This window comes from Pelatocladus sp. (assembly GCF_059505505.1).
On the sequence record NZ_JCACKS010000247.1, the window covers coordinates 1 to 21,236 of the forward strand.

The 21,236-nt window shown below is 39.8% G+C and carries 5 protein-coding genes; 1 reads left to right on the top strand and 4 read right to left on the bottom strand.

Annotation, left to right across the window (positions count from 1 at the left end; genetic code table 11):
- Window positions 1-44: 44 nt before the first annotated feature.
- The gene (locus tag AC5JMK_RS25160) at window positions 45-662 is read left to right on the top strand and encodes a transposase (RefSeq protein WP_495911259.1); all 618 of its coding nucleotides are present in this window, start codon (window positions 45-47) and stop codon (window positions 660-662) included.
- Between the two features lie 80 nt (window positions 663-742).
- Here the strand turns inward: AC5JMK_RS25160 and AC5JMK_RS25165 are convergent, their stop codons facing one another.
- The 4 genes from AC5JMK_RS25165 to AC5JMK_RS25180 all read right to left on the bottom strand — a co-directional run bounded on the left by AC5JMK_RS25165 (window position 743) and on the right by AC5JMK_RS25180 (window position 21,003).
- A complete protein-coding gene (locus tag AC5JMK_RS25165; RefSeq protein ID WP_495911260.1) occupies window positions 743-4,816 on the bottom strand; it encodes a beta-ketoacyl synthase N-terminal-like domain-containing protein in 4,074 nt (1,357 codons plus the stop codon).
- Between the two features lie 5 nt (window positions 4,817-4,821).
- Window positions 4,822-11,400 (bottom strand): SDR family NAD(P)-dependent oxidoreductase, encoded by a 6,579-nt coding sequence (locus tag AC5JMK_RS25170; RefSeq protein ID WP_495911261.1) that lies wholly within the window; start codon window positions 11,398-11,400, stop codon window positions 4,822-4,824.
- Window positions 11,397-18,278: a type I polyketide synthase gene (locus AC5JMK_RS25175; RefSeq protein WP_495911262.1), complete on the bottom strand. Its 6,882-nt coding sequence runs from the start codon at window positions 18,276-18,278 to the stop codon at window positions 11,397-11,399. Before AC5JMK_RS25175 ends, AC5JMK_RS25170 begins: the two co-directional genes overlap by 4 nt.
- 103 nt (window positions 18,279-18,381) lie before the next feature.
- Window positions 18,382-21,003 carry an aminotransferase class III-fold pyridoxal phosphate-dependent enzyme gene (locus AC5JMK_RS25180; RefSeq protein WP_495911263.1) on the bottom strand — a complete coding sequence of 874 codons (2,622 nt, stop codon included), beginning with the start codon at window positions 21,001-21,003 and terminating at the stop codon, window positions 18,382-18,384.
- Window positions 21,004-21,236: the final 233 nt, after the last annotated feature.

The following is a 21,236-nucleotide window of genomic DNA, read 5'->3' on the forward strand; positions in this document are numbered from 1 at the left end:
GAATCACCATGTAATCTCTTGCGCTACATTTTGAAGTGCGGAATGTGGGTTTAAAATCAAGCTTTATTGTCATGGTTTTAGCTGATACAGCTTTCGGCAGCAAAGAATTCATTCATGGCATACGTAAGTTAAAGTATCAAGCCATTATAGGTGTCGCTATTACCCGTAAGCTTAATGATGGAAGAGTTTTAAAGCATTTACATCAACAAGGACAACAAGTACGTTTAGTTGGTTTAAAATTTCCAACTGTAGCATGGTATTACCTGAAACGCTCTAACGGTAAGCTCGAAAAAAGATTTGTTATATCAACTAGACCCCTAAAAGCTAGCACTATTAAATGGTGGGGAAAGCGCAGGTGGCAGATTGAGGGATGGTTTAAAACTGCGAAACATCGTTTTGGGCTACACCGTTTCGGACAAAAAACTCTGCTTGGCATGTATCGGTGGCTAATTCTCTGTTTTACTGCTTATCTCATTGCCCATTGGACTTATCTATCAACTCAGTCGTCAAGCATACCTGACTGGGGGGAGGCTTCAAAAACTGCACGAGAATCTATTTTCCCTCAAATAGTAGTGTCTCTTCTTTTACTTGAAATTGAGCGTTTAATTCCACTCGTACGTAGTTGTGGTTTTGACATCTATTTTTTCAGGTGCAAGATGTGAGAAGTGTATATTTTATTTTTTGGAAGTCCCTAAATGTACATTAGGAACAAGTCACACATGCGTTTGCCCTGCTCACAACCTTAATTTGTGACTAATGCATCAAGGCAACGTTTCAATTCTTCTGCAAGAATCCGAACATGAGGTTCAATAAACATTGAATAATGATTACCAGGAACAACATGAAGCTCTGGAACCTTTTGAAACAGATTACTCCAATTCTTCTTGGATAGGAAGGGACTGCTAGAGATTCCATTAGTTATTTGTATAACTTCACTTGTTTCAAACAAAGTAATGCGCTTTGGATAGTCCTTGAAAATATAATCTTTTGCTCGTTTCCAAGAAGTGTGAATGCCTACTTTGTAAGATTGAAAAAGATGGGAAACTTCAGTAAAACTAGTATTGTTAGGTAAAAGTTTTAGCTCTACTGCTTCTTTCAAGAGGTAATTTAATTGATGAGCAAAATCAAGTTTTTTTAAAACATCGTATTTGAGTACAAGTTCTTTATTATGACGTGCTCCTAAATAATTAGCAAACAAGAATACCAAAACCCAATCTTCGTTGAAAGGTAGATTCATGATATTGACAACATCTAATAATGCCAGGAAAGCTACTTCCTTTCCTTGTTCACATAACTGCTGTGCCATTTCTAAGGCTACACAGCCTCCTAAAGACCAACCTCCCAATAGATAAGAGCCCTGTGGTTGAATACTATGCAAAGCTTTGAGACATTTAGATGCTATCTCTTCTATGAGAATTGAAGATAGGAACTCATTGTTACAATTTTGAAAATTATTAAGCTCAGATGGTTGTAGTATATAAAAAGGTTGATCATTGCTTAAATAATGTACTAAATTTTCGTAGCATAAAGGATCTAAACCACCAGGATGCACACAAACAAAAGGTAATCTAGAACCTTTAGGCTGAATACATAAAAGTAAATCCGAGGATAAATCAGAATCTCCCATTTTAGCCTTCACTACTAAATTTTTAGTAGCTTCGTATTTAGAATTAGAAACATCTACTAGATGTTCACATAAATTAATTACAAGTTGATTTAAGCTAAACTCTTGAAAAAAGTTTTCTGTTTGTAAAGTTATTTCAAGGTTGGTTTCAACCCAGTTTTTTAAAACCAATGCCATGAGCGAATCCAACCCCATATCCTGAAGTGGCCGCTCTCTATCGAGCATTGATATAGGTATTTCCATTATCCTTACTACTTGTTCTTCTAAATAAGAATTGAGTAACTTTTGTCTATTTTCCAAATCTGCTGCTAAAAGTTGCTCACGAATTAAATTGGGTTGAAATTCTTTTATAACAGAAAATGAATTGGTTGATTTTTCTGACTGGGAAACCAACTCGTCGTTTTTCTGAGGAGAGCCGTTAAAGTTAAAAAGTTCATCTTTCTTTCCATTATTCTTCTCTGTTTGAGAACTTTGAGAATCTTTTACCCAATAACGTTGACGTTGGAAAGGATAGGTGGGTAATGGCAAACGCAGACGGAAATAGTCTTTGTCAAAACCAGACCAGTCCACTGGATACCCATGAAGATATAAACTTAATAGGCTCTCAAGTAAGACTTGCCAATCAGACTGAGTGGGACGTAAGCTGGGTAAAAACATACCCATCTCTGAAGCGAAACAATCACTTGCCATAGGTAGTAAGCTGGGTCTAGGACCAATCTCCAGAAATATTTCCACCCCTTGGCGTTCGAGTGCTTCCATCCCTGCAAGAAATTGCACTGGTTGCCAACAATGCTGACACCAGTAATCAGCACAAGAGATTTCAGTGGTGATAGACTTACCAGTCACAGTAGAAACAAAACTGATTTTGGCTGGAGCATAATTGACACTAGCAACAAGCTGAGAAAATGGCTCTAGGATCGGCTTGAGCAGAGGGGAATGAAAACCACGAGAGACACTCAAGCGCTCAGTATAAATTCCTTGTGCTGACAAAGATGAGACCACAGTTTCAATAGCAGCAGGTAAACCAACAATCACTGTATTGTTGGGTGCGTTAATCGCAGCAATAGTAATCTGCTCAGTATAGGGTTGAATGGCAGCACTCACGAGTTTTGCATTCGCCAATACAGAAACCATTTCTGCAATTGGAGTCAAAGTCTGCATTAAACGACCACGTTCAGCTACCAATTTTAAAGCTTCTTCTAGACTAAAAACACCAGCAATCGTAGCAGCAACATATTCGCCAAGACTGTAACCCATCACTACATCCGGTTCTACGCCCCAACTGCGCCATAATTCCGCTAAAGCATATTCGATTGCAAATATGGCAGGTTGAGCATATGCTGTATTCTCCAGCAATAACTCTTGCTGATGGTCAGCATACAAAACTTGCACTAGAGGCTTATCTAGAAATGGTTGCAGAATTTGCTGACAATAGTCGAGGGTACGGCGGAAAGTTGGTTGTGTTTCATACAGTTGTCGTCCCATACCCAGGTACTGACAACCCTGACCAGTGAATAAAAAGGCAATTTTAGAGCGTTTTGTTGCTGATACTGGTGGAGCGAGTGTGGCTAATTTCTGTGCCAGTTCAGCAGTGGATGAAGCAACTACACCAATTCGCTCAGAGAAATGCTCTCGTCCAGTATTAGCTGTGAAGCAGATATCTGGCAGATTTTGCTCAGGGTGTTTGGCTAAATGATGTTGATAACGAGCCAGCAATTGTTGCACTGCTGATTGTGATTTAGCCGAGAGAGTCAACAGATGCAAGGGTCGGTCTATTTGGGGTGGCAGTGGCTCTGGTGGCAGTGCTTGTTCTAATATTACATGAGCATTAGTACCACTAAAGCCAAAAGAGCTAACCCCTGCTATTCTGGTGTTGTTTATTGTCTGCCATGGAACGGTCTGTGTTGGCACTTTTACTGGCAGTTCATCCCAGTTGATGTGAGGATTAGGTTGTTGAAAATGCAGGTGTGGAGGAATTTGTTGATGTTGGAGTGATAGTACTACTTTGATCAAGCCAGCCACCCCTGCTGCTGCTTCTAGGTGACCAATATTGGTTTTCACAGAGCCGATGAGTAACGGTTGTGATGGTGATCTGCCTTCTGCTAAAACTGTGCCTAATGCTCTGACTTCTATTGGGTCGCCTAGAGGTGTGCCTGTGCCATGAGCTTCTACATAACTTACTTCATTTGCTGCTAGTTTCGCATTTTTTAAGGCTTGACGAATAACAGCTTGTTGTGATGAACGATTAGGCACTGTCAAGCCGCTACTACGACCATCATGGTTAACTGCTGAACCACGAATTAAGGCTAGGATGTTGTCTTGATCAGCAAGGGCATCTGAAAGACGCTTGAGAATGATCACTCCACAGCCTTCAGAACGGACAATGCCGTCAGCTTGATGGTCAAAAGTTTTGCAACAATTATCAGAAGTTAGCATATGAGCTTTTGAGAAATTGATACTAACTTCTGGTAATAAGAGTACATTTACACCACCAGTTATGGCTAAATTACACTCTTTATTTCGTAAGCTTTGGCAAGCCAAATGAATTGCCACCAACGAAGAGGAACAAGCTGTATCAACTGCAAAACTTGGGCCTTGCAAACCAAGAAAATAAGATAAGCGACCTGCTGCTACAGAATGAGAATTGCCTGTAGCCATATATGCATCAATCTCTGCAGGTTCTCTATTTAGCAGTTTTTGCAAATAGTCATTGTGACAAATGCCGATAAATACTCCTGTTAGACTATCAACAAGTTGCTTCGGTGCAATACCTGCATTTTCTAATGCTTCCCAAGTTACTTCTTGCAATAGACGCTGTTGTGGATCTAGACTAACTGCCTCACGAGGAGAAATGCCAAAAAATTTGGCATCAAACTCTTGTAAATGATCCACAAACCCTCCATAACGAGTACATATTTTCCCAAGAGCATCAGGATCTGGATCATAGTAAGTCTCTATATTCCATCGCTCTAATGGCACTTCACCAATAGCTATTTCCCCATGAGATAATAGTTGCCAAAAAGTTTCTGGGTTATTAGCGCCTCCTGGAAATCGACAACCCATACCAATAATAGCTATTGGTTCGGTCATAGCCTTTTCTAAAGCGTTGAGCTTGCTTTTCGTTTCTCTGATCTCAATCAGTGCTTTCCTAATCAAAGACTGATAATCTATGTCAGTTAAGTTTTGGCTCATTATTTTTACTCTTTCTCAGTAGTTTCTAGTTCTTTAACCAGCAGATGAGCAACTTCTTGTAAAGATATATCTGTTAAATCAGCTAATGAATCATTCTTGCCATTTTCTTGAGGCTGTACATCAAGCTCAGAGGTAGAAAATTCTATTGGCAGCACTTCATAAGCTAAATAGTTAACTAACGTTTCTAAAGTAGGATATTCCAGCGCTATTGTGGAAGGCAAAGAACATTCCAAATTGTTGCGGAGCAGATTTCTTAACTCTACAGAAGTTAAGGAATCCATTCCTAGTTGAAAAAATCCTTGTTGTTGATCTAGCTGTTCTGATGAATTTAGCCGTAAAACTTTGGCAACTAACGAATTGACATGGGCTAACAAATGGGCATGACGTTGGTTTACAGGAATTGCTTCTAGCTGTTTGAGAAAACTAGTTATTTGCTGCTGATCTTGTCTATGTATCTGTGTGAAATCGCTGAAGAATGGGGATACTGAAGCTTGATCAAACTGTGTCCAGTTTATAGGCACAACTCCTATTTGAGCAGGAGAGTTTGACCATAATTTTTCTAGGATCTGCAATCCAGTTTCTGGGGTGATAGAACCGACTCCCTTCATGCTCATCTGTTGATTTAAGTGTCGTTGAGCAGCTGCGCCAACTTCAGTCCATGGGCCCCAATTGATACTTAAGCCTGTTAACCCTTGTGTTCGTCGATAAGTAGCCAAAGCATCTAGAAAAGCATTAGCAGAGGCGTGGTTAGCTTGACCAGAAGAACCCAACAAAGAAGCTGCAGAAGAAAATAGGACAAAGAAATCTAGTGGCAATTTCTGAGTTAAAGTATGCAAATGCCAGGCTCCGTAAACTTTAGGAGCTAAAACTTTTGCAAAACGTTCCCAAGTTTGTTGTAGTAGTATACCATCATCTAATAAACCTGCTGCATGGATAATGCCCCGCAAAGGTGGTAAAAATTTTTCGATTGTTGCTAGTACATAGTTCACTTGTTCTAGCTGGGAGATATCTGCTGATAGGACAACAACTTGAGATCCTGCTTGTTCCAACTGTTTTAACTGATTACCAACAACTGGGTTAGGGGTACTACGACCTACTAATACTAGATGTTTTGCACCATGCTGGACTAGCCAATTAGCTGTAAGTACACCCAAACCACCCAAGCCACCTGTTATTAGGTACGTCCCATCCTCAGACAAACTGACAGGCTCTTGAGATATTGTACGTGTACCTGACTGTTGAGAAATCACGATTTTGCCAATATGTTTGGCCTGTTGCATATAGCGGAAGGCATCAAGCACATCCGTAAAAGCAAATATTGTTTGTGGTAAAGGTTTGAGGTTCCCATCTCGGAATTTTTGCATCAGTTCATCAAACATTGACTGTACTAATGCAGGTTGTTCGTAACAATCTTTTACTAAATCAACTAAAAAGTAGGAAATATCTGGTCTTACCTGCTTTGCTTGCTCAATTTTCCAAACTCCATTCTTACCAATTTCTAAAAAGCAGCCTTTTTCACGTAAGATCGATAGACTCTTGGAAATAAAATCTCCATTTAGGGAATTGATCACAACATCCACTCCCTCTCCATTGGTTTTTTCCATGATTTCATTAGCGAAATCAAGAGTTCGAGAGTTCATAATGTGTTTAATCCCCAGGGATTGAAGAAATTCCCATTTTTGAGGACTGGCAGTGGCAAAGATTTCTGCTCCAGCTAGCTTTAATAGTTGTATGGCTGCTAACCCGACGCCTCCAGAGGCAGCATGTACCAGTACCCGGTCTCCTGGAGATATTTCAACGTTAAGCAAGCTACTACACACTGTTAAAAACGCGACTGGAATTGTAGCTGCTTCTTCAAAGCTCATATCCTCTGGTTTGTGTATAACTAAAGTAGTCTTAGCAGTGACATACTGACCGAAACTGCCTTGGACTAAAGCAATAACTGGATCTCCTATCTTAAAGCCTTCAACTCCTTCCCCAATTCTTACTATTCGACCAGAACATTCCAAACCCAAAGGACCAGGATCTCCAGGATACAAACCCAATACATTAAGAACGTCTCTAAAGTTCATTCCTGTAGCACAGACCTCAATTTCTACTTCATCAGCATTGGGTTGACGGTGAGTGACTGGTTGTAGCTGTAGATTGTCTAAGGTTCCTCGACTAGATACTCCTAAACGGATAAATTCAGATTGTGGTATATTAATTTGTTTTTCTCTATTATTTTGACCAAGTTTACTACGTACCAATCTAGCTACATAACGAACTTGATCTCGATAAGCAACTTGGTCTTCTTTTGTACTCTTTGACCAAATTTCTGTAAATAGGTGTTCTACTTCGTTCTTTTGAGGTTCTGGATTTAAATCAACCCGTACACAATTTAGTTCTGGATGCTCTAAAGTAATAACCTTACCCATGCCCCACAAGGGAGATTGAGGCAATCCCAAAATATTTTGCTCTGATTTTACCGATACAACACCTCGGGTTACCAACCATAGGGAAGGAGATGAAGCAAGTTGAGCTTTAACCAATGATTGTACCAGCTGCAATGTGCTGCCACATACATCATTTAAAGCTGCTTGAATATTTGTAATTGTCAATGCTTCTGTTGTTGTATTTAAACCCCACAGATGCACAACACCATACAAAGAAGATGTATGCGCTGTAATTTCTGTAAATAGCTGCTCAAAGTCTTCAGGGTTAGCTGGGTTAATTTTGAATTCTCTTTCTGTTAACTGTTCATATGTATTACCTGGGAGGACAACAGTACATACTTCCCCCTGTGCTTCTAATTGCGCTGTTAAATGCTGACCAATACCAAATTCATCAGCTAAAATCAGCCAATTTTTTGCTTCAGAATTGCTGGTTTGCACCTCCTTTGGTGACATAGACCCTGACAGCGTTTGCGGCCACCACTCTATTTCATAGAGCCAGTCGTCTAAAGATTGTTGCAGAGAGTTCAAGAAGGTATAACTATGAGCTTTTCTAGCTTTAAAGCCCATCACCTCAGCAAGGATTTGACCTTCTTGATCTAACAATCGAATGTTGCCTACTACTTCTTCTTTAGATTTCTCCATTGGCAGGGAGTAGGCATGACACCATAATTGAGAATAATTACTAGGCTTTTGGTAAAAATATAATTTCTCGATGCTAAATGGCACAAAAGTTTCATCGTCCTGAAGAACTACAGTTGCCATTAGCAATTGAAAACAAGAGTCAATTAGACTTGGGTGCAATTGGTATTCCTCAACATTATCTAGTGTTTGAGGAAGTTGCATATGACATATAGCCTCTCTATCTCCCTTCCATATGGACTTGATCCATTGGAAGCTTGTACCTAAATGAATATGGCGTAGTTGTAAAAACTGATAAAAGTCAGCGCTAGATATTTCTTGTTTGCATTTGTCTTGTAAATTTTGAATGGAGACTTTGTTCAAAGTTGGTGTAGCAGTTAAATATTTCCCTTGAATAGAAATTTTTCCGTTGACATGGTTGCTCCATGAATTGCTTGCATTTGCTGCTTCACTTTCTAAACTAATGAGTTTAAAGGAAGCTGTGCCACTGTCTTCTGGGGTAATAAGCAATTGAATGTTGCGTAATTCTTCTGAGGAAATTACCAGCGCTTTGGTAAAAACAACATCTTCTAAAATACAGTGTTGCTCACCCAAAGTTAGCTTGATCGCTCCCAAAAGCAAGGATATGTGAAATGCTCCCGCGACAACAATTTCTCCATAAACCTGATGATCATTGAGATAAGGAAAATCATTGATGCTAATCTCAGATGTAAATAAAGTTTCTTTAAGTAAAGGAGATTGAAGTTTAGCACTGAGTAAGGGGTGAAGAGATGTTTTTCTTTGAGATAGAGATAGTAGTCCACGAGCTTGCTTTGTAGTTTCTACCCAATAACGTTGACGTTGGAAAGGATAGGTGGGTAATGGCAAACGCAGACGGAAATAGTCTTTGTCAAAACCAGACCAGTCCACTGGATACCCATGAAGATATAAACTTAATAGGCTCTCAAGTAAGACTTGCCAATCAGACTGAGTGGGACGTAAGCTGGGTAAAAACATACCCATCTCTGAAGCGAAACAATCACTTGCCATAGGTAGTAAGCTGGGTCTAGGACCAATCTCCAGAAATATTTCCACCCCTTGGCGTTCGAGTGCTTCCATCCCTGCAAGAAATTGCACTGGTTGCCAACAATGCTGACACCAGTAATCAGCACAAGAGATTTCAGTGGTGATAGACTTACCAGTCACAGTAGAAACAAAACTGATTTTGGCTGGAGCATAATTGACACTAGCAACAAGCTGAGAAAATGGCTCTAGGATCGGCTTGAGCAGAGGGGAATGAAAACCACGAGAGACACTCAAGCGCTCAGTATAAATTCCTTGTGCTGACAAAGATGAGACCACAGTTTCAATAGCAGCAGGTAAACCAACAATCACTGTATTGTTGGGTGCGTTAATCGCAGCAATAGTAATCTGCTCAGTATAGGGTTGAATGGCAGCACTCACGAGTTTTGCATTCGCCAATACAGAAACCATTTCTGCAATTGGAGTCAAAGTCTGCATTAAACGACCACGTTCAGCTACCAATTTTAAAGCTTCTTCTAGACTAAAAACACCAGCAATCGTAGCAGCAACATATTCGCCAAGACTGTAACCCATCACTACATCCGGTTCTACGCCCCAACTGCGCCATAATTCCGCTAAAGCATATTCGATTGCAAATATGGCAGGTTGAGCATATGCTGTATTCTCCAGCAATAACTCTTGCTGATGGTCAGCATACAAAACTTGCACTAGAGGCTTATCTAGAAATGGTTGCAGAATTTGCTGACAATAGTCGAGGGTACGGCGGAAAGTTGGTTGTGTTTCATACAGTTGTCGTCCCATACCCAGGTACTGACAACCCTGACCAGTGAATAAAAAGGCAATTTTAGAGCGTTTTGTTGCTGATACTGGTGGAGCGAGTGTGGCTAATTTCTGTGCCAGTTCAGCAGTGGATGAAGCAACTACACCAATTCGCTCAGAGAAATGCTCTCGTCCAGTATTAGCTGTGAAGCAGATATCTGGCAGATTTTGCTCAGGGTGTTTGGCTAAATGATGTTGATAACGAGCCAGCAATTGTTGCACTGCTGATTGTGATTTAGCCGAGAGAGTCAACAGATGCAAGGGTCGGTCTATTTGGGGTGGCAGTGGCTCTGGTGGCAGTGCTTGTTCTAATATTACATGAGCATTAGTACCACTAAAGCCAAAAGAGCTAACCCCTGCTATTCTGGTGTTGTTTATTGTCTGCCATGGAACGGTCTGTGTTGGCACTTTTACTGGCAGTTCATCCCAGTTGATGTGAGGATTAGGTTGTTGAAAATGCAGGTGTGGAGGAATTTGTTGATGTTGGAGTGATAGTACTACTTTGATCAAGCCAGCCACCCCTGCTGCTGCTTCTAGGTGACCAATATTGGTTTTCACAGAGCCGATGAGTAACGGTTGTGATGGTGATCTGCCTTCTGCTAAAACTGTGCCTAATGCTCTGACTTCTATTGGGTCGCCTAGAGGTGTGCCTGTGCCATGAGCTTCTACATAACTTACTTCATTTGCTGCTAGTTTCGCATTTTTTAAGGCTTGACGAATAACAGCTTGTTGTGATGAACGATTAGGCACTGTCAAGCCGCTACTACGACCATCATGGTTAACTGCTGAACCACGAATTAAGGCTAGGATGTTGTCTTGATCAGCAAGGGCATCTGAAAGACGCTTGAGAATGATCACTCCACAGCCTTCACCCCTTCCAGTACCATTGGCAGCAGCATCAAAGGTTTTGCAACGTCCATCTTGAGAGAGAGTCTGAGAAACAGATAGAAAAACAGTAACTTCAGGGGAGAGGACAAGATGGACGCCACCAGCGATCGCCATATTGCATTCACGAACACGTAGACTTTGGCAAGCCAAGTGAATCGCCGTTAACGAAGAAGAGCAAGCTGTATCAACTGCTATACTAGGGCCATTGAGTCCCAAAATATAGGACAATCGACCTGGTGCAAAACTAAAGCCATTGCCAGTTCCTTCATAAAGACCAATTTTAGTCAGATCCCCAGAATAAAACTGTAGTTGTGCGTAGTCATTCTGACCAATGCCCACAAAAACACCTGTTTGGCTGCCACTAAGCTGTCTAGGAGAAAAACCTGCATTTTCCAATGCTTCCCAGCTGACTTCTAAAAGTAATCGTTGTTGAGGGTCTAGACTGATTGCTTCCCGAGGAGAGATGCCAAAAAACTGGGGATCAAATTGGTCTACCTGCTGTAAAAACCCACCAAAGCGGGTGCATATTTTTCCGGGAATGCTAGTGTCTGGATTATAATGCTCATCAGCATTCCAACGATCCGCAGGAATCTGGGTAATTGCATCTGTACCATTTTGTAACAGTTGCCAAAATGCTTCTGGGTTATTAGCACCTCCTGGAAACCGACAACCCATACCAACAATTGCGATCGGTTCAGTTTTTGTACGCTCAACGGTTTCAAGTTTTGTGACCGCTTCATCCAAAGCAAGAAGAATTCGCTGTGATTCAGAGATACTCATATTTTATAATCTTCTTTGAGTAAAGTTTCCAGTCTATTAAGTCTTTCAGCAATTAGGGTTTCAATATTATTTGAGGAAAGATTTTCAACTTCTAATTTCGGTTGATCTTTACCTTGGTTACCATCTTGGGATTTAGTCCCAACTTTGCTTGTTGTTTGCCATTTAAGGATTTTTTCAATAATGTACTTACTTAAATCTTGAATATTTGGTGCTTCAAAAGCCAAGGTTGAAGGTAAGAAAACTCCTAGAACAATTTCTAAACGATTTTTCATTTCTACAACCATCAAAGAATCCATTCCCATATCAAATAAACCCTTCGTTGGATCTATAGAATGAGAAGATTCAAGTTTCATAATATGGGCAACTTCATCCTGAAGATGACTTACTAAAAATTCTTCACGTTGGTTAATTGGAGTTTCTTTTAATCTCTGCAACAGGTCTTTATATGGTACGGGAATCAAGTCATCTTTATCTGTTGATTCGTTTTTACCTAGAACATTAAATAGTAAGGGTGACTGTACTTGAGTACTAAATTGTTGCTGGAAAACCACCCAATCAATGGGTAGAATAGCAATTTGTGGGAAAGCTTGTCCTAATACTAGATCAAATGCTGATAATCCTTGCTTTAAAGTGAGAGGACTCAATCCCATTTCAGCAATACGAGATTGAAAATGGTTATCTAACTTTGCTGTCATTCCTATATTTGCCCATGCTCCCCAGTTAATACTCAAAGCTGGTAAACCTAATTGCTGACGATAATGACACAAATTATCTAAAAAAGCATTAGCTGCGGCATAACTACTCTGCCCCAGAGAGCCAATAAGCGAAGCAATAGAAGAAAAACAAACAAAAAAATCTAATGGGCAATCTTGGGTTAAGACATGTAAATTCCATGCTCCTTTGACTTTTGGGGACATCACTTGCTTGAAGCGTTCCCAATTCTGATGTAATAAAATACCATCGTCTAAGACTCCAGCGGCATGAATAATACCTCGCAAAGGTGGCAAAGATGCTTTAACCTGTTCCAGTATCCTAACCATGTCTTCTGTGCGAGACACATCAGCCTGAGCAACGAGAAGCTTAACTCCTTTTTGTTGTAATTGATCTAAAATTTCCTGGACAGCACTGGTAGGATGATGACGTCCAATTAACACCATATGTCGTATGCCTTGGTCTACCATCGACTGAGCTAGTTTTAATGCCAAATCACCCAAACCCCCCGAAATCAAATAAGTAGCATCTGCCCGTAACTGTGCTTTGGAAAATTTTGATACATGAGTTGGTACTAAACGAGCAACATAACACTGCGCATTACGCAAAGCAATTTGATCTTCTCGTTCTTGACTCAAAACTTCTGCGAGTGCTAACTCTAGTTCATTGGTGGTTACTTCAGGTGATAAATCGAGCATCCCTCCCCAAATCCTTTGATGCTCTAGAGCAATCACTTTACCCAATCCCCATAAAGAAGTTTGATGAAATGTAATGGGCTTTTGTGCTATTGGTACTGCACCTTGGGTTACTAACCACAGTTTAGGAGTTGACATATTTTCTTGAACCAACGCCTGCACTAGATGCAATACACTGCCACAAGTCAATTGTTGGGTTTGTTCCAAAATAGGAATTGTCAGCTCTTCTGCCTTAATTGCTTCTAAACTCCATAGGTGGATGATTCTTTTCAAAGGCAATGCGCTAGAGTTCCTGACTTCTTGCAAGATATGCTTAATATCTTCTAGGCGATTTGGGTCGATAGTCCAAGTTGTAGATGCTATTTGCTGATATTTATCCCCAGGATAGACCAGAATACAGTTGTGACCGTACTGTTGCAATAAATCGGCTATGGCTTGTCCTAAAGTATTAGGTTTCGCAAAAATTAACCAACTAATTGGTTGAGATAATTGACTGAGCTGGAGAGAAGCTGAACGCTGGGGTTGAGGCTGCCACTCAATGTGATACAACCAGTTTTTTACGCTATCAGCTTGTGTTTCTATTTGGTGTTGTTGAACCAAAACTTCTAGCAGCTGAGGCAATAATTTCGCTTCATCTTCTGAGAGATTTTTAGCTGCTTGCAAATACTGTGTTAATTTTACAGTATCTCCTTGTTGTAAAAGATTAATGATTGATGATTGATGATTTTCTTGTGTTAAATGTTGTGGTTTTTGAGGCTGATTGATGTTGTCAAACCAATAACTTTGACGTTCAAAGGGATAAGTGGGCAACATTATACGTTGTCGATTGTAATCCCGATCTAGTGCCAACCAGTCTATTGATAACCCCCGTGTATACAATTGACCCAAGCTATTGAGTAGAATGCTCCAATCTTCATATCCAGGACGCAAACTAGGAAGCCATAACCCTTGAAAATTTGGTAGACAATTGCGTCCGTTAGCCAATAGGGTAGGTTTTGGCCCGACCTCCACAAATACATCAATTTCACAAGCGTGTAATGTCTGTAAACTAGTAATAAACTTTACAGAAGAACGTAAATGAGAACACCAATAATCTGGATCAGTGACTGCTGTAAGTTCTTCTCCCGTTAAATTGGAGATTATACTTATTTTGGGAGCATTGTAGTTGACAGTGGCAGCTATCTGATGAAATTCAGACAGAATCGGTTCCATCAAAGGTGAATGGAAAGCGTGAGAAGTCTGTAATTTTTTAGTTTGAATACCTGCAGTTTTTAAAGCAACACAAATTTCTTGAACTGCTTGGCGCTCACCAGAAATAACTGTATTCTTTGGCCCATTGTAACTAGCAAATCCTACCTTTTGATCATCTATCTCTACAATTGCTCGTATGGTTTCTTCGCCTGCAAGCACTGCCACCATCTCCCCCACTTGGGGTAGACTCTGCATAAGGCGTGCTCTTGAAGCAACAAGTTTTAATCCATCTTCTAAACTGAAAATACCAGCTACGACTGCTGCAACGTATTCCCCTACACTATGACCCATCACTGCAGATGGTTTTATTCCCCAAGATTGCCATAATTGTGCTAAGGAATACTCCAGAGCAAACAGAGCAGGTTGAGTATAGAGTGTCTGATCTATTAATGAGGTCTCTCCAGATGTTGGGTAAAGTACTGAAAGTAAAGGAATGTCGAGGTAAGATCGCAGAACCTCATCACAATAATCGAGGCTAGTACGAAAGATGGGCGATGTTTCGTAAAGCTGTTGTCCCATCTTTGCGTATTGAGAACCTTGACCCGTAAATAAAAACGCTATCTTGGGTTGATTTTTTGCATTAATTGATTGACTTACTGAGTCAGTACACAACTCACCTGTAATCAAGTCGCGGAGTTTATCTTGTAATTGTGCATGTGATAAAGCAACAAATGCTGTACGGTAATCAAAGTGCGATCGCCCTGTATTGGCAGTAAAACATATATCTGCAATAGGTATCCTTGGATTTGCTTCTATAAATTTTGTGTAAAGCTGTGCCAAGTCTCTCAAGGCTGTTTTGCTTTTTCCTGAAATAGTCAATAGATGTTGAGGACGTTCAATATTTGAATCTGACTTTATTGGTGTTGTTATTGGCCCTTCTTCTAGAATTAAATGGGCATTAGTCCCACCAAAGCCAAATGAAGACACACCAGCAAATCGCCTGTTTACTCCTCTAGCCCATTTCTGGTTTTCAGTAGCAATTAATAAGGAACTACCCGCCAGAGAAATATGAGGATTTATTTGATGAAAATGTAAGTGACGGGGAATCTCCTCATGTTGCAAAGACAACACCACTCTAATCAAACCTGCAATACCAGCAGCAGCTTCCAAATGACCAATATTAGTTTTTACTGAGCCAATCCAGCAAGGCTGTTCTAGAGAACGTCCTTCCATCAGCACTTCTTTTAAAGAATTTACCTCAATAGGGTCTCCTAACGAAGTTCCAGTACCGTGAGCTTCTACATAACTAATTTGAGCTGGTGCAACTTCAGCATTAGCTAATGCTTGACGAATAACTGCCTGTTGGGCAAGCCCATTGGGAGCTGTGAGTCCATTACTGCGACCATCTTGATTGATTGCTGATCCTCTAATTAAAGCTAAGATGTTGTCCCCATCCCTTTCGGCTTCAGAAAGGCGTTTTAAAACTATAACTCCACAACCTTCTGAACGCACATAACCATCTGCTTTTGCATCAAAGGTTTTACAGCGACCATCTGCTGCCATCATTTTGGCTTGGGAAAAAACCACAGTCAATTGGGGAGCCAGAATTAAGTTCACTCCTCCAACAATGGCCATCTGACATTCTCCATTGGCTAAACTCTGGCAAGCTTGATGAGCTGCTACCAATGAAGAAGAACAAGCGGTGTCTACCGCCCAACTGGGCCCGTGCAAATCTAGTGTATATGATAGGCGATTCGCCGCAATGCTCAAAGCATTCCCTGTACCAAAGTATGCATTTAATAAACTTGGGCAGTTGAATTGCAATTGAGAATAATCATAGTTGCAAATACCAACAAATACCCCTGTTTGACTTCCAGCCAGCCTTTCTGGTGCAATACCTGCATTCTCTAGAGCTTCCCAAGTCACTTCCAATAACAATCGTTGTTGGGGATCTATACTTTCAGCTTCCCGAGGAGAAATGCCAAAAAATTGAGAGTCAAAATAATCTACCTGCTCTATAAAACCACCCCAACGGGTATTCATCTTGCCTGAATCGGCTTTAGAATTATAAAAATTGGTTATATCCCAACGAGATGAAGGTACTTCCTGAATAGCATCCATTTCTTCATGCAATAATTGCCAAAAAGCTTCTGGGTTATTAGCTCCAGGAAATCGGCAGCCAATACCAACAATAGCAATTGGTTCTGTTGTTTGAGGCTTGGTAGCAATGGTATGATTAATTGATTTGGTCGATTTATTAGTTAAATATTCAACTAAGGCTTTGATCGTTGGATACTCCCACAGTAGAGTAGGAGAAAGATGGCACTGCAACCATTGTTCCAATTCTCCAACCAAACTCACTGCCTCTCTTGATGGCAAACCATAACGCACAAATGGTTCGCGAATATCTATAGTTGTCGCGTCAATATTTAATCTTGCAGATAGTTGAGTTAATAACCAATTGAGGATTGCTTTTTCAGAGTACTGAAGGACTGATTTTTCTTGCACAGTGGTTGATTTCTGTGCCTCTCTACAAGGTTTTCTCCACTCACTAACAACTTCTAAACTGCCTTCAATAAAAGCTTTACGACAACCACTGCGTTGAATTTTTCCACTAGAAGTTTTAAGAATTCCCCCTTTTTTTAATAGTGAAATCGTAAAAACTTCTAAACCATGAGTTTCTAAAATTGCTTGAGAAATATTTTTGATTAATTCCTTAAACTTTTCAATATTACGTTCCACTTCTGCAGTAATCACTAATCGTTCTTCACCTTCTACTTCCACTGAAAATGCTGCACAATGATTAGAACGAATTAAAGAGTCACACTGTTCTACAGTCCATTCAATATCTTGAGGATAGTAATTTGCTCCCCCAATAATAATCAAATCTTTGAGACGACCAGTGATAAACAATTCTCCATATTTCAAAAATCCTAAATCTCCAGTTCGCAGAAACGGACCTTCTTTAGTGTCTGTTAAATAAGCTTGAAATGTCTCTTTTGTGGTCTCTACTCTATTCCAATATCCCAGAGCTACGCTGGGATCTGAAATCCAGATTTCTCCTATCTCATTTGGCTGGCAACGGCTTAGTTTATCCGGATGAGCTATCACTACCTGCATATTACAAATAGGAACACCACAGCTAACTATACTCAATCCTGCCTTGTGTCCTGGAGGAACTTCCACAATTTGGTTCTTTTCTAAGGCAGTGGGTGAAACTGTACAACTGGTTGGTTTCTCTGTATGCCGTTTGGTTGTGACTAACAAAGTAGCTTCTGCTAATCCGTAAGATGGATAAAAAGCTTCTGGACGGAATCCACAAGCACTAAATTTCTCGATAAAACGTTCTACAGTAGTTTTACGAACTGTTTCTGCACCGTTACTAGCTGTTCGTAAGCTAGTCAAATCCAGAGTCTTAAGTTGTTCTTCTGTAATTTTCTCTAAACAGTAATCGTAAGCAAAATTAGGAGCTTGTGTATGAGTGGCTTTATATCGAGAAATGGCTTGTAACCAACGAATGGGACGCTTGAGAAAAGCCATAGATGACATAATATAGCAAGGAATTCCTGTATATAAAGGTTGTATCAAACCATCAATCAGTCCATAATCATGAAAATAAGGCATCCATGTGACAGCAACACTATCTGAAGTGTATTCCCATGCTTTTTGGATATATGCAGAGTGATGAATTACGTTCCCATGGCTGATTATGGTTCCTTTAGGTGTGGAAGTAGAGCCAGAAGTGTACTGGAGATAGGCGACATCATTACTACTGATTGTTGGAGATTTCCATTTCTGAGCTAACTGTTCATCAATAATCTCTTCACTGGCTACCCAACGTATATTTTGGAATAGTTCTGATATCTGCTCTTGTGCCCCTGTCACTTGGGATATGATTTTGTGAGTGGTAAATACCAAAGATGCTTGAGCATCCTCAGCAATAGCTTTTAGTCTCGGTAAAGCACGTTTTAATCTTGCTGGATCAGGTGGTGGTGCAGGAATAGCAATAACTTTTGCATACAAGCAGCCAAAGAAAGCAGTAAGAAACTCTAAACCTTGTGGATATAATAAAAGTGCCCTTTGTCCAACCAAGTTTTGGGATTGAAGGTAAGAGGCAATCGCACGGGCTTGTTTATCTAGTTCCGCATAAGTCAACTGACCTGCTTCTTTGTCTCCATCCATCAGGAATGCATATGCTAGCTGATCCGGTTGATGAAGTGCTCTATAATTCAACAAATCAACTAAAGTCGTAAAGTCGAAGGAAGATAATTCGTAAAGCATTTTAATGAAATTTCCAGTTTAGTTTGTCATCAAAGTGCAAAATAAGATACTGTTATAATCTATCAGTGGTTTAATCTAAGGTCATAACAGGAATTATTTTCTTCTACATGACAAAGAATTTATCTTGAATCATCTCTTGCAAACTTTGTTCAAATGCTTGACAAATAGTTTCTAAATCTTGCTGTGTATGGCTAGCGTTCAACATCAGGGTATGTAACTCTGGCATATACACGCCATGTTTACGCATGTAGTATGCAAGGGCTAAATTAGCTTTAAAGTTACTCCCAGCTTGTTTTTCTCGATAAAACTTAATATCTTTATGGGTGAACGACAGCGAAAAGATAGACCGATTAGCCTTGACTTTAAACTGAATGTTGTATTTTTGAGCAATCTTCAGCAGTTCCTGAGCTAACCAATTGGTTTGCTGCTCTAACCGTGTATAAATTTCTGGGTGATCCCGTAAATAAGTTAAAGCAGCCAGACCAGCACTACAGGTAAGAGAGTTACCTGTCATTGTGCCACCTATAAAAGCTTTGCTTTCGTAGTCAACAAAAGGATCTCGTGAACTTTTAGCAATATCAATCAATTCTGCCTTGCCAGCCACAGCTCCACAAGGAAGACCTCCACCAATAATCTTGCCTAAACAAGTCAAATCAGGAGAAATACCTGCCAGAGTTTGAATTCCTCCGTAAGCAACTCGGAATCCTGTAACTACTTCATCAAAAATGAGTGGTAAACCCAATTGAGTGCAAACATTCCGCAGTTCTCGTAAAAATTCTGTGTCATAGGTAGCCATCAAAGAAGACATGGGTTCACAAATTACACAGGCAAGTTGATCTGCAGCTTTTCGCAGACGTTCTAAGCTTTTGGGGTGACCATATTGTAAGACAAGAGTTTCTCGAACTACATTTTGATTGCAACCTTGAGTACCATTCATCGGTTGAGGTTCATCCTTTTCACCCGTAAAACGAAACCATGAACTTACCATGCCTTGGTCAGAAAAACCGTGGAAGTGGCCTTCAAATTTAGCTATGCGATCGCGTTTGCGATAAGCTCTACATAGCCTAATTGCATGTAAGACTGACTCTGTACCAGAATTGGAAAATATAACCTTGTCTGCACTTGAGAAAGCTTTTACAATAGTTTCTGCTAATTGAACCTCTGGTAAATTACCCATAACGTTAACACCTCCCATTTGCACTGCTTCTATAAGTGCAGTGGTAATAGCAGGATGGGCGTAACCTAAAAAATGAGGTCCATAACCACAAGAAATATCTAAGTATTCATTCCCGTCTACATCCTCTAATTTGCAACCATTCGCTTTTTTAATAAAGAGGGGATAGGTACTAGGAAAAAAATAGCGATCAATGTGAGTTGGTGCAACGAGATAATTTCGAGCGTAGTCACGTAGTTCTATTGAATGAGGGCTGTGCTGTGAAAAATAATTATCGAATATCTCCTTAACTGTTGCATTCATATAAGGGGAGAAACGATCAATAAATTTGCGTACATTCTCCCAAATATCAATATCAGGATCAATTTGGTTTAAAAATCCCTCAAATGATAATAGTAATAGATCTATTTTGGTGAAAGTTGTTGTGTATTGCGCTTTGTATTTTTTGAGAATTTTGTTGATATCTTGAAAGTAAGCAATTGTTGACCAACGATTTTTACGAACATCGAAATGTAGTTTTAAAACGTCTGCAACTTCCTGCTTATATTGTGACCATTCACGTAAAATATTGTCTTTATTAACTACAAAATCTTTAGTAAAACGCTCAACAGCTAAATCCCATTCTTGGCGATTGCAGGCAAAATAGAAAGATGATAATCCCCATTTTTCATCTTCACTGAGATTGACTGTGATACCAAAATCTATAAAAACGACTTGCCCATCTTTAGTAAAGATTATATTGCCAGGATGAGGATCACCGTGGCTATAACCATCAAAGTAAAGCATACTCCAAATAGCTTCCTGGAAACGTCGTGCCACTAATGGAGCAGGTAACTCTACTTGATGAGCATTCTGACCCTTAATTCCTTCTATAAATTCCATAACCAATATGCTAGAAGTACATAATTCTGGAATTAAAGTTGGAATGCGGACATAGGGATGATTTTTAAAATTATTATATATATCCTGTTGACATCTTGATTCCTGTTTCATATCAGTTTGAGCAATCAACAAAATATATAGCTCCTGAAATCTAGCAGGTAGGTTCAATTGTCTAACACTAGGCAACATAAAATGTACAATTTTGACAATAATTTGTACTATTTCTAAATTTTGTTTTAGTTGCTGCTTAACATTATTTTTTACTATTTTGACTGCTACTTTTTGACCAGTGTGTAAAATTCCTTCGTGAACTTGAGCAATTGACGCACTAGCGATAGGTTGAAAATTGAACTGCTCAAAAATACTCTCGATGGGTTGATCTATCTCATTCGAGAATACACTCCTGACATAGTCTGAACTAGAAGGGATGGTATTATCTTGTAACTCGCGTAAACGATGAGCAATCTCTTCACCAATCAAATCTGAGCGAGTAGCTAAAATTTGCCCAATTTTAATATATAAGGGACCCATTCGTAGCATATATTTATAAACCCATTCGCTACGAATGACATCTATTTCTTGCTGCTTTCTACCCAAAATAGAAAAGAAATAACCGCACAAGTGTAAGACCGTCAAATATAACAATCTAAAGAACTGAAAAATAATCATTATATTTTCCTCAATCAAGATTTATAGTGATTCGTATCTTAGTTATAAAAATCAAGATGCGTTTGTTTTGCTGTTTCTCTTCCTTCTAGGGGTATAGTTCTAATACGGTTCAAATAAGAAATTTCTCTGTGAAGGCAAGAGGGGCAGAGGGAAAAAGCACTAAGTGCCAATAATTATTTCTCTCCATCTCCCCTACTTCCTCAGTTTCCTCAGATCATTTGTATTAGCCCTAG

Excerpts from the sequence above, each read along its gene's own strand:
- AC5JMK_RS25175 (WP_495911262.1), bottom strand. The coding sequence starts at position 18,278 with ATGCTTTACGAATTATCTTCCTTCGACTTTACGACTTTAGTTGATTTG.
- AC5JMK_RS25180 (WP_495911263.1), bottom strand. The coding sequence starts at position 21,003 with ATGATTATTTTTCAGTTCTTTAGATTGTTATATTTGACGGTCTTACAC.
- AC5JMK_RS25170 (WP_495911261.1), bottom strand. The coding sequence starts at position 11,400 with ATGAGTATCTCTGAATCACAGCGAATTCTTCTTGCTTTGGATGAAGCG.
- AC5JMK_RS25165 (WP_495911260.1), bottom strand. The coding sequence starts at position 4,816 with ATGAGCCAAAACTTAACTGACATAGATTATCAGTCTTTGATTAGGAAA.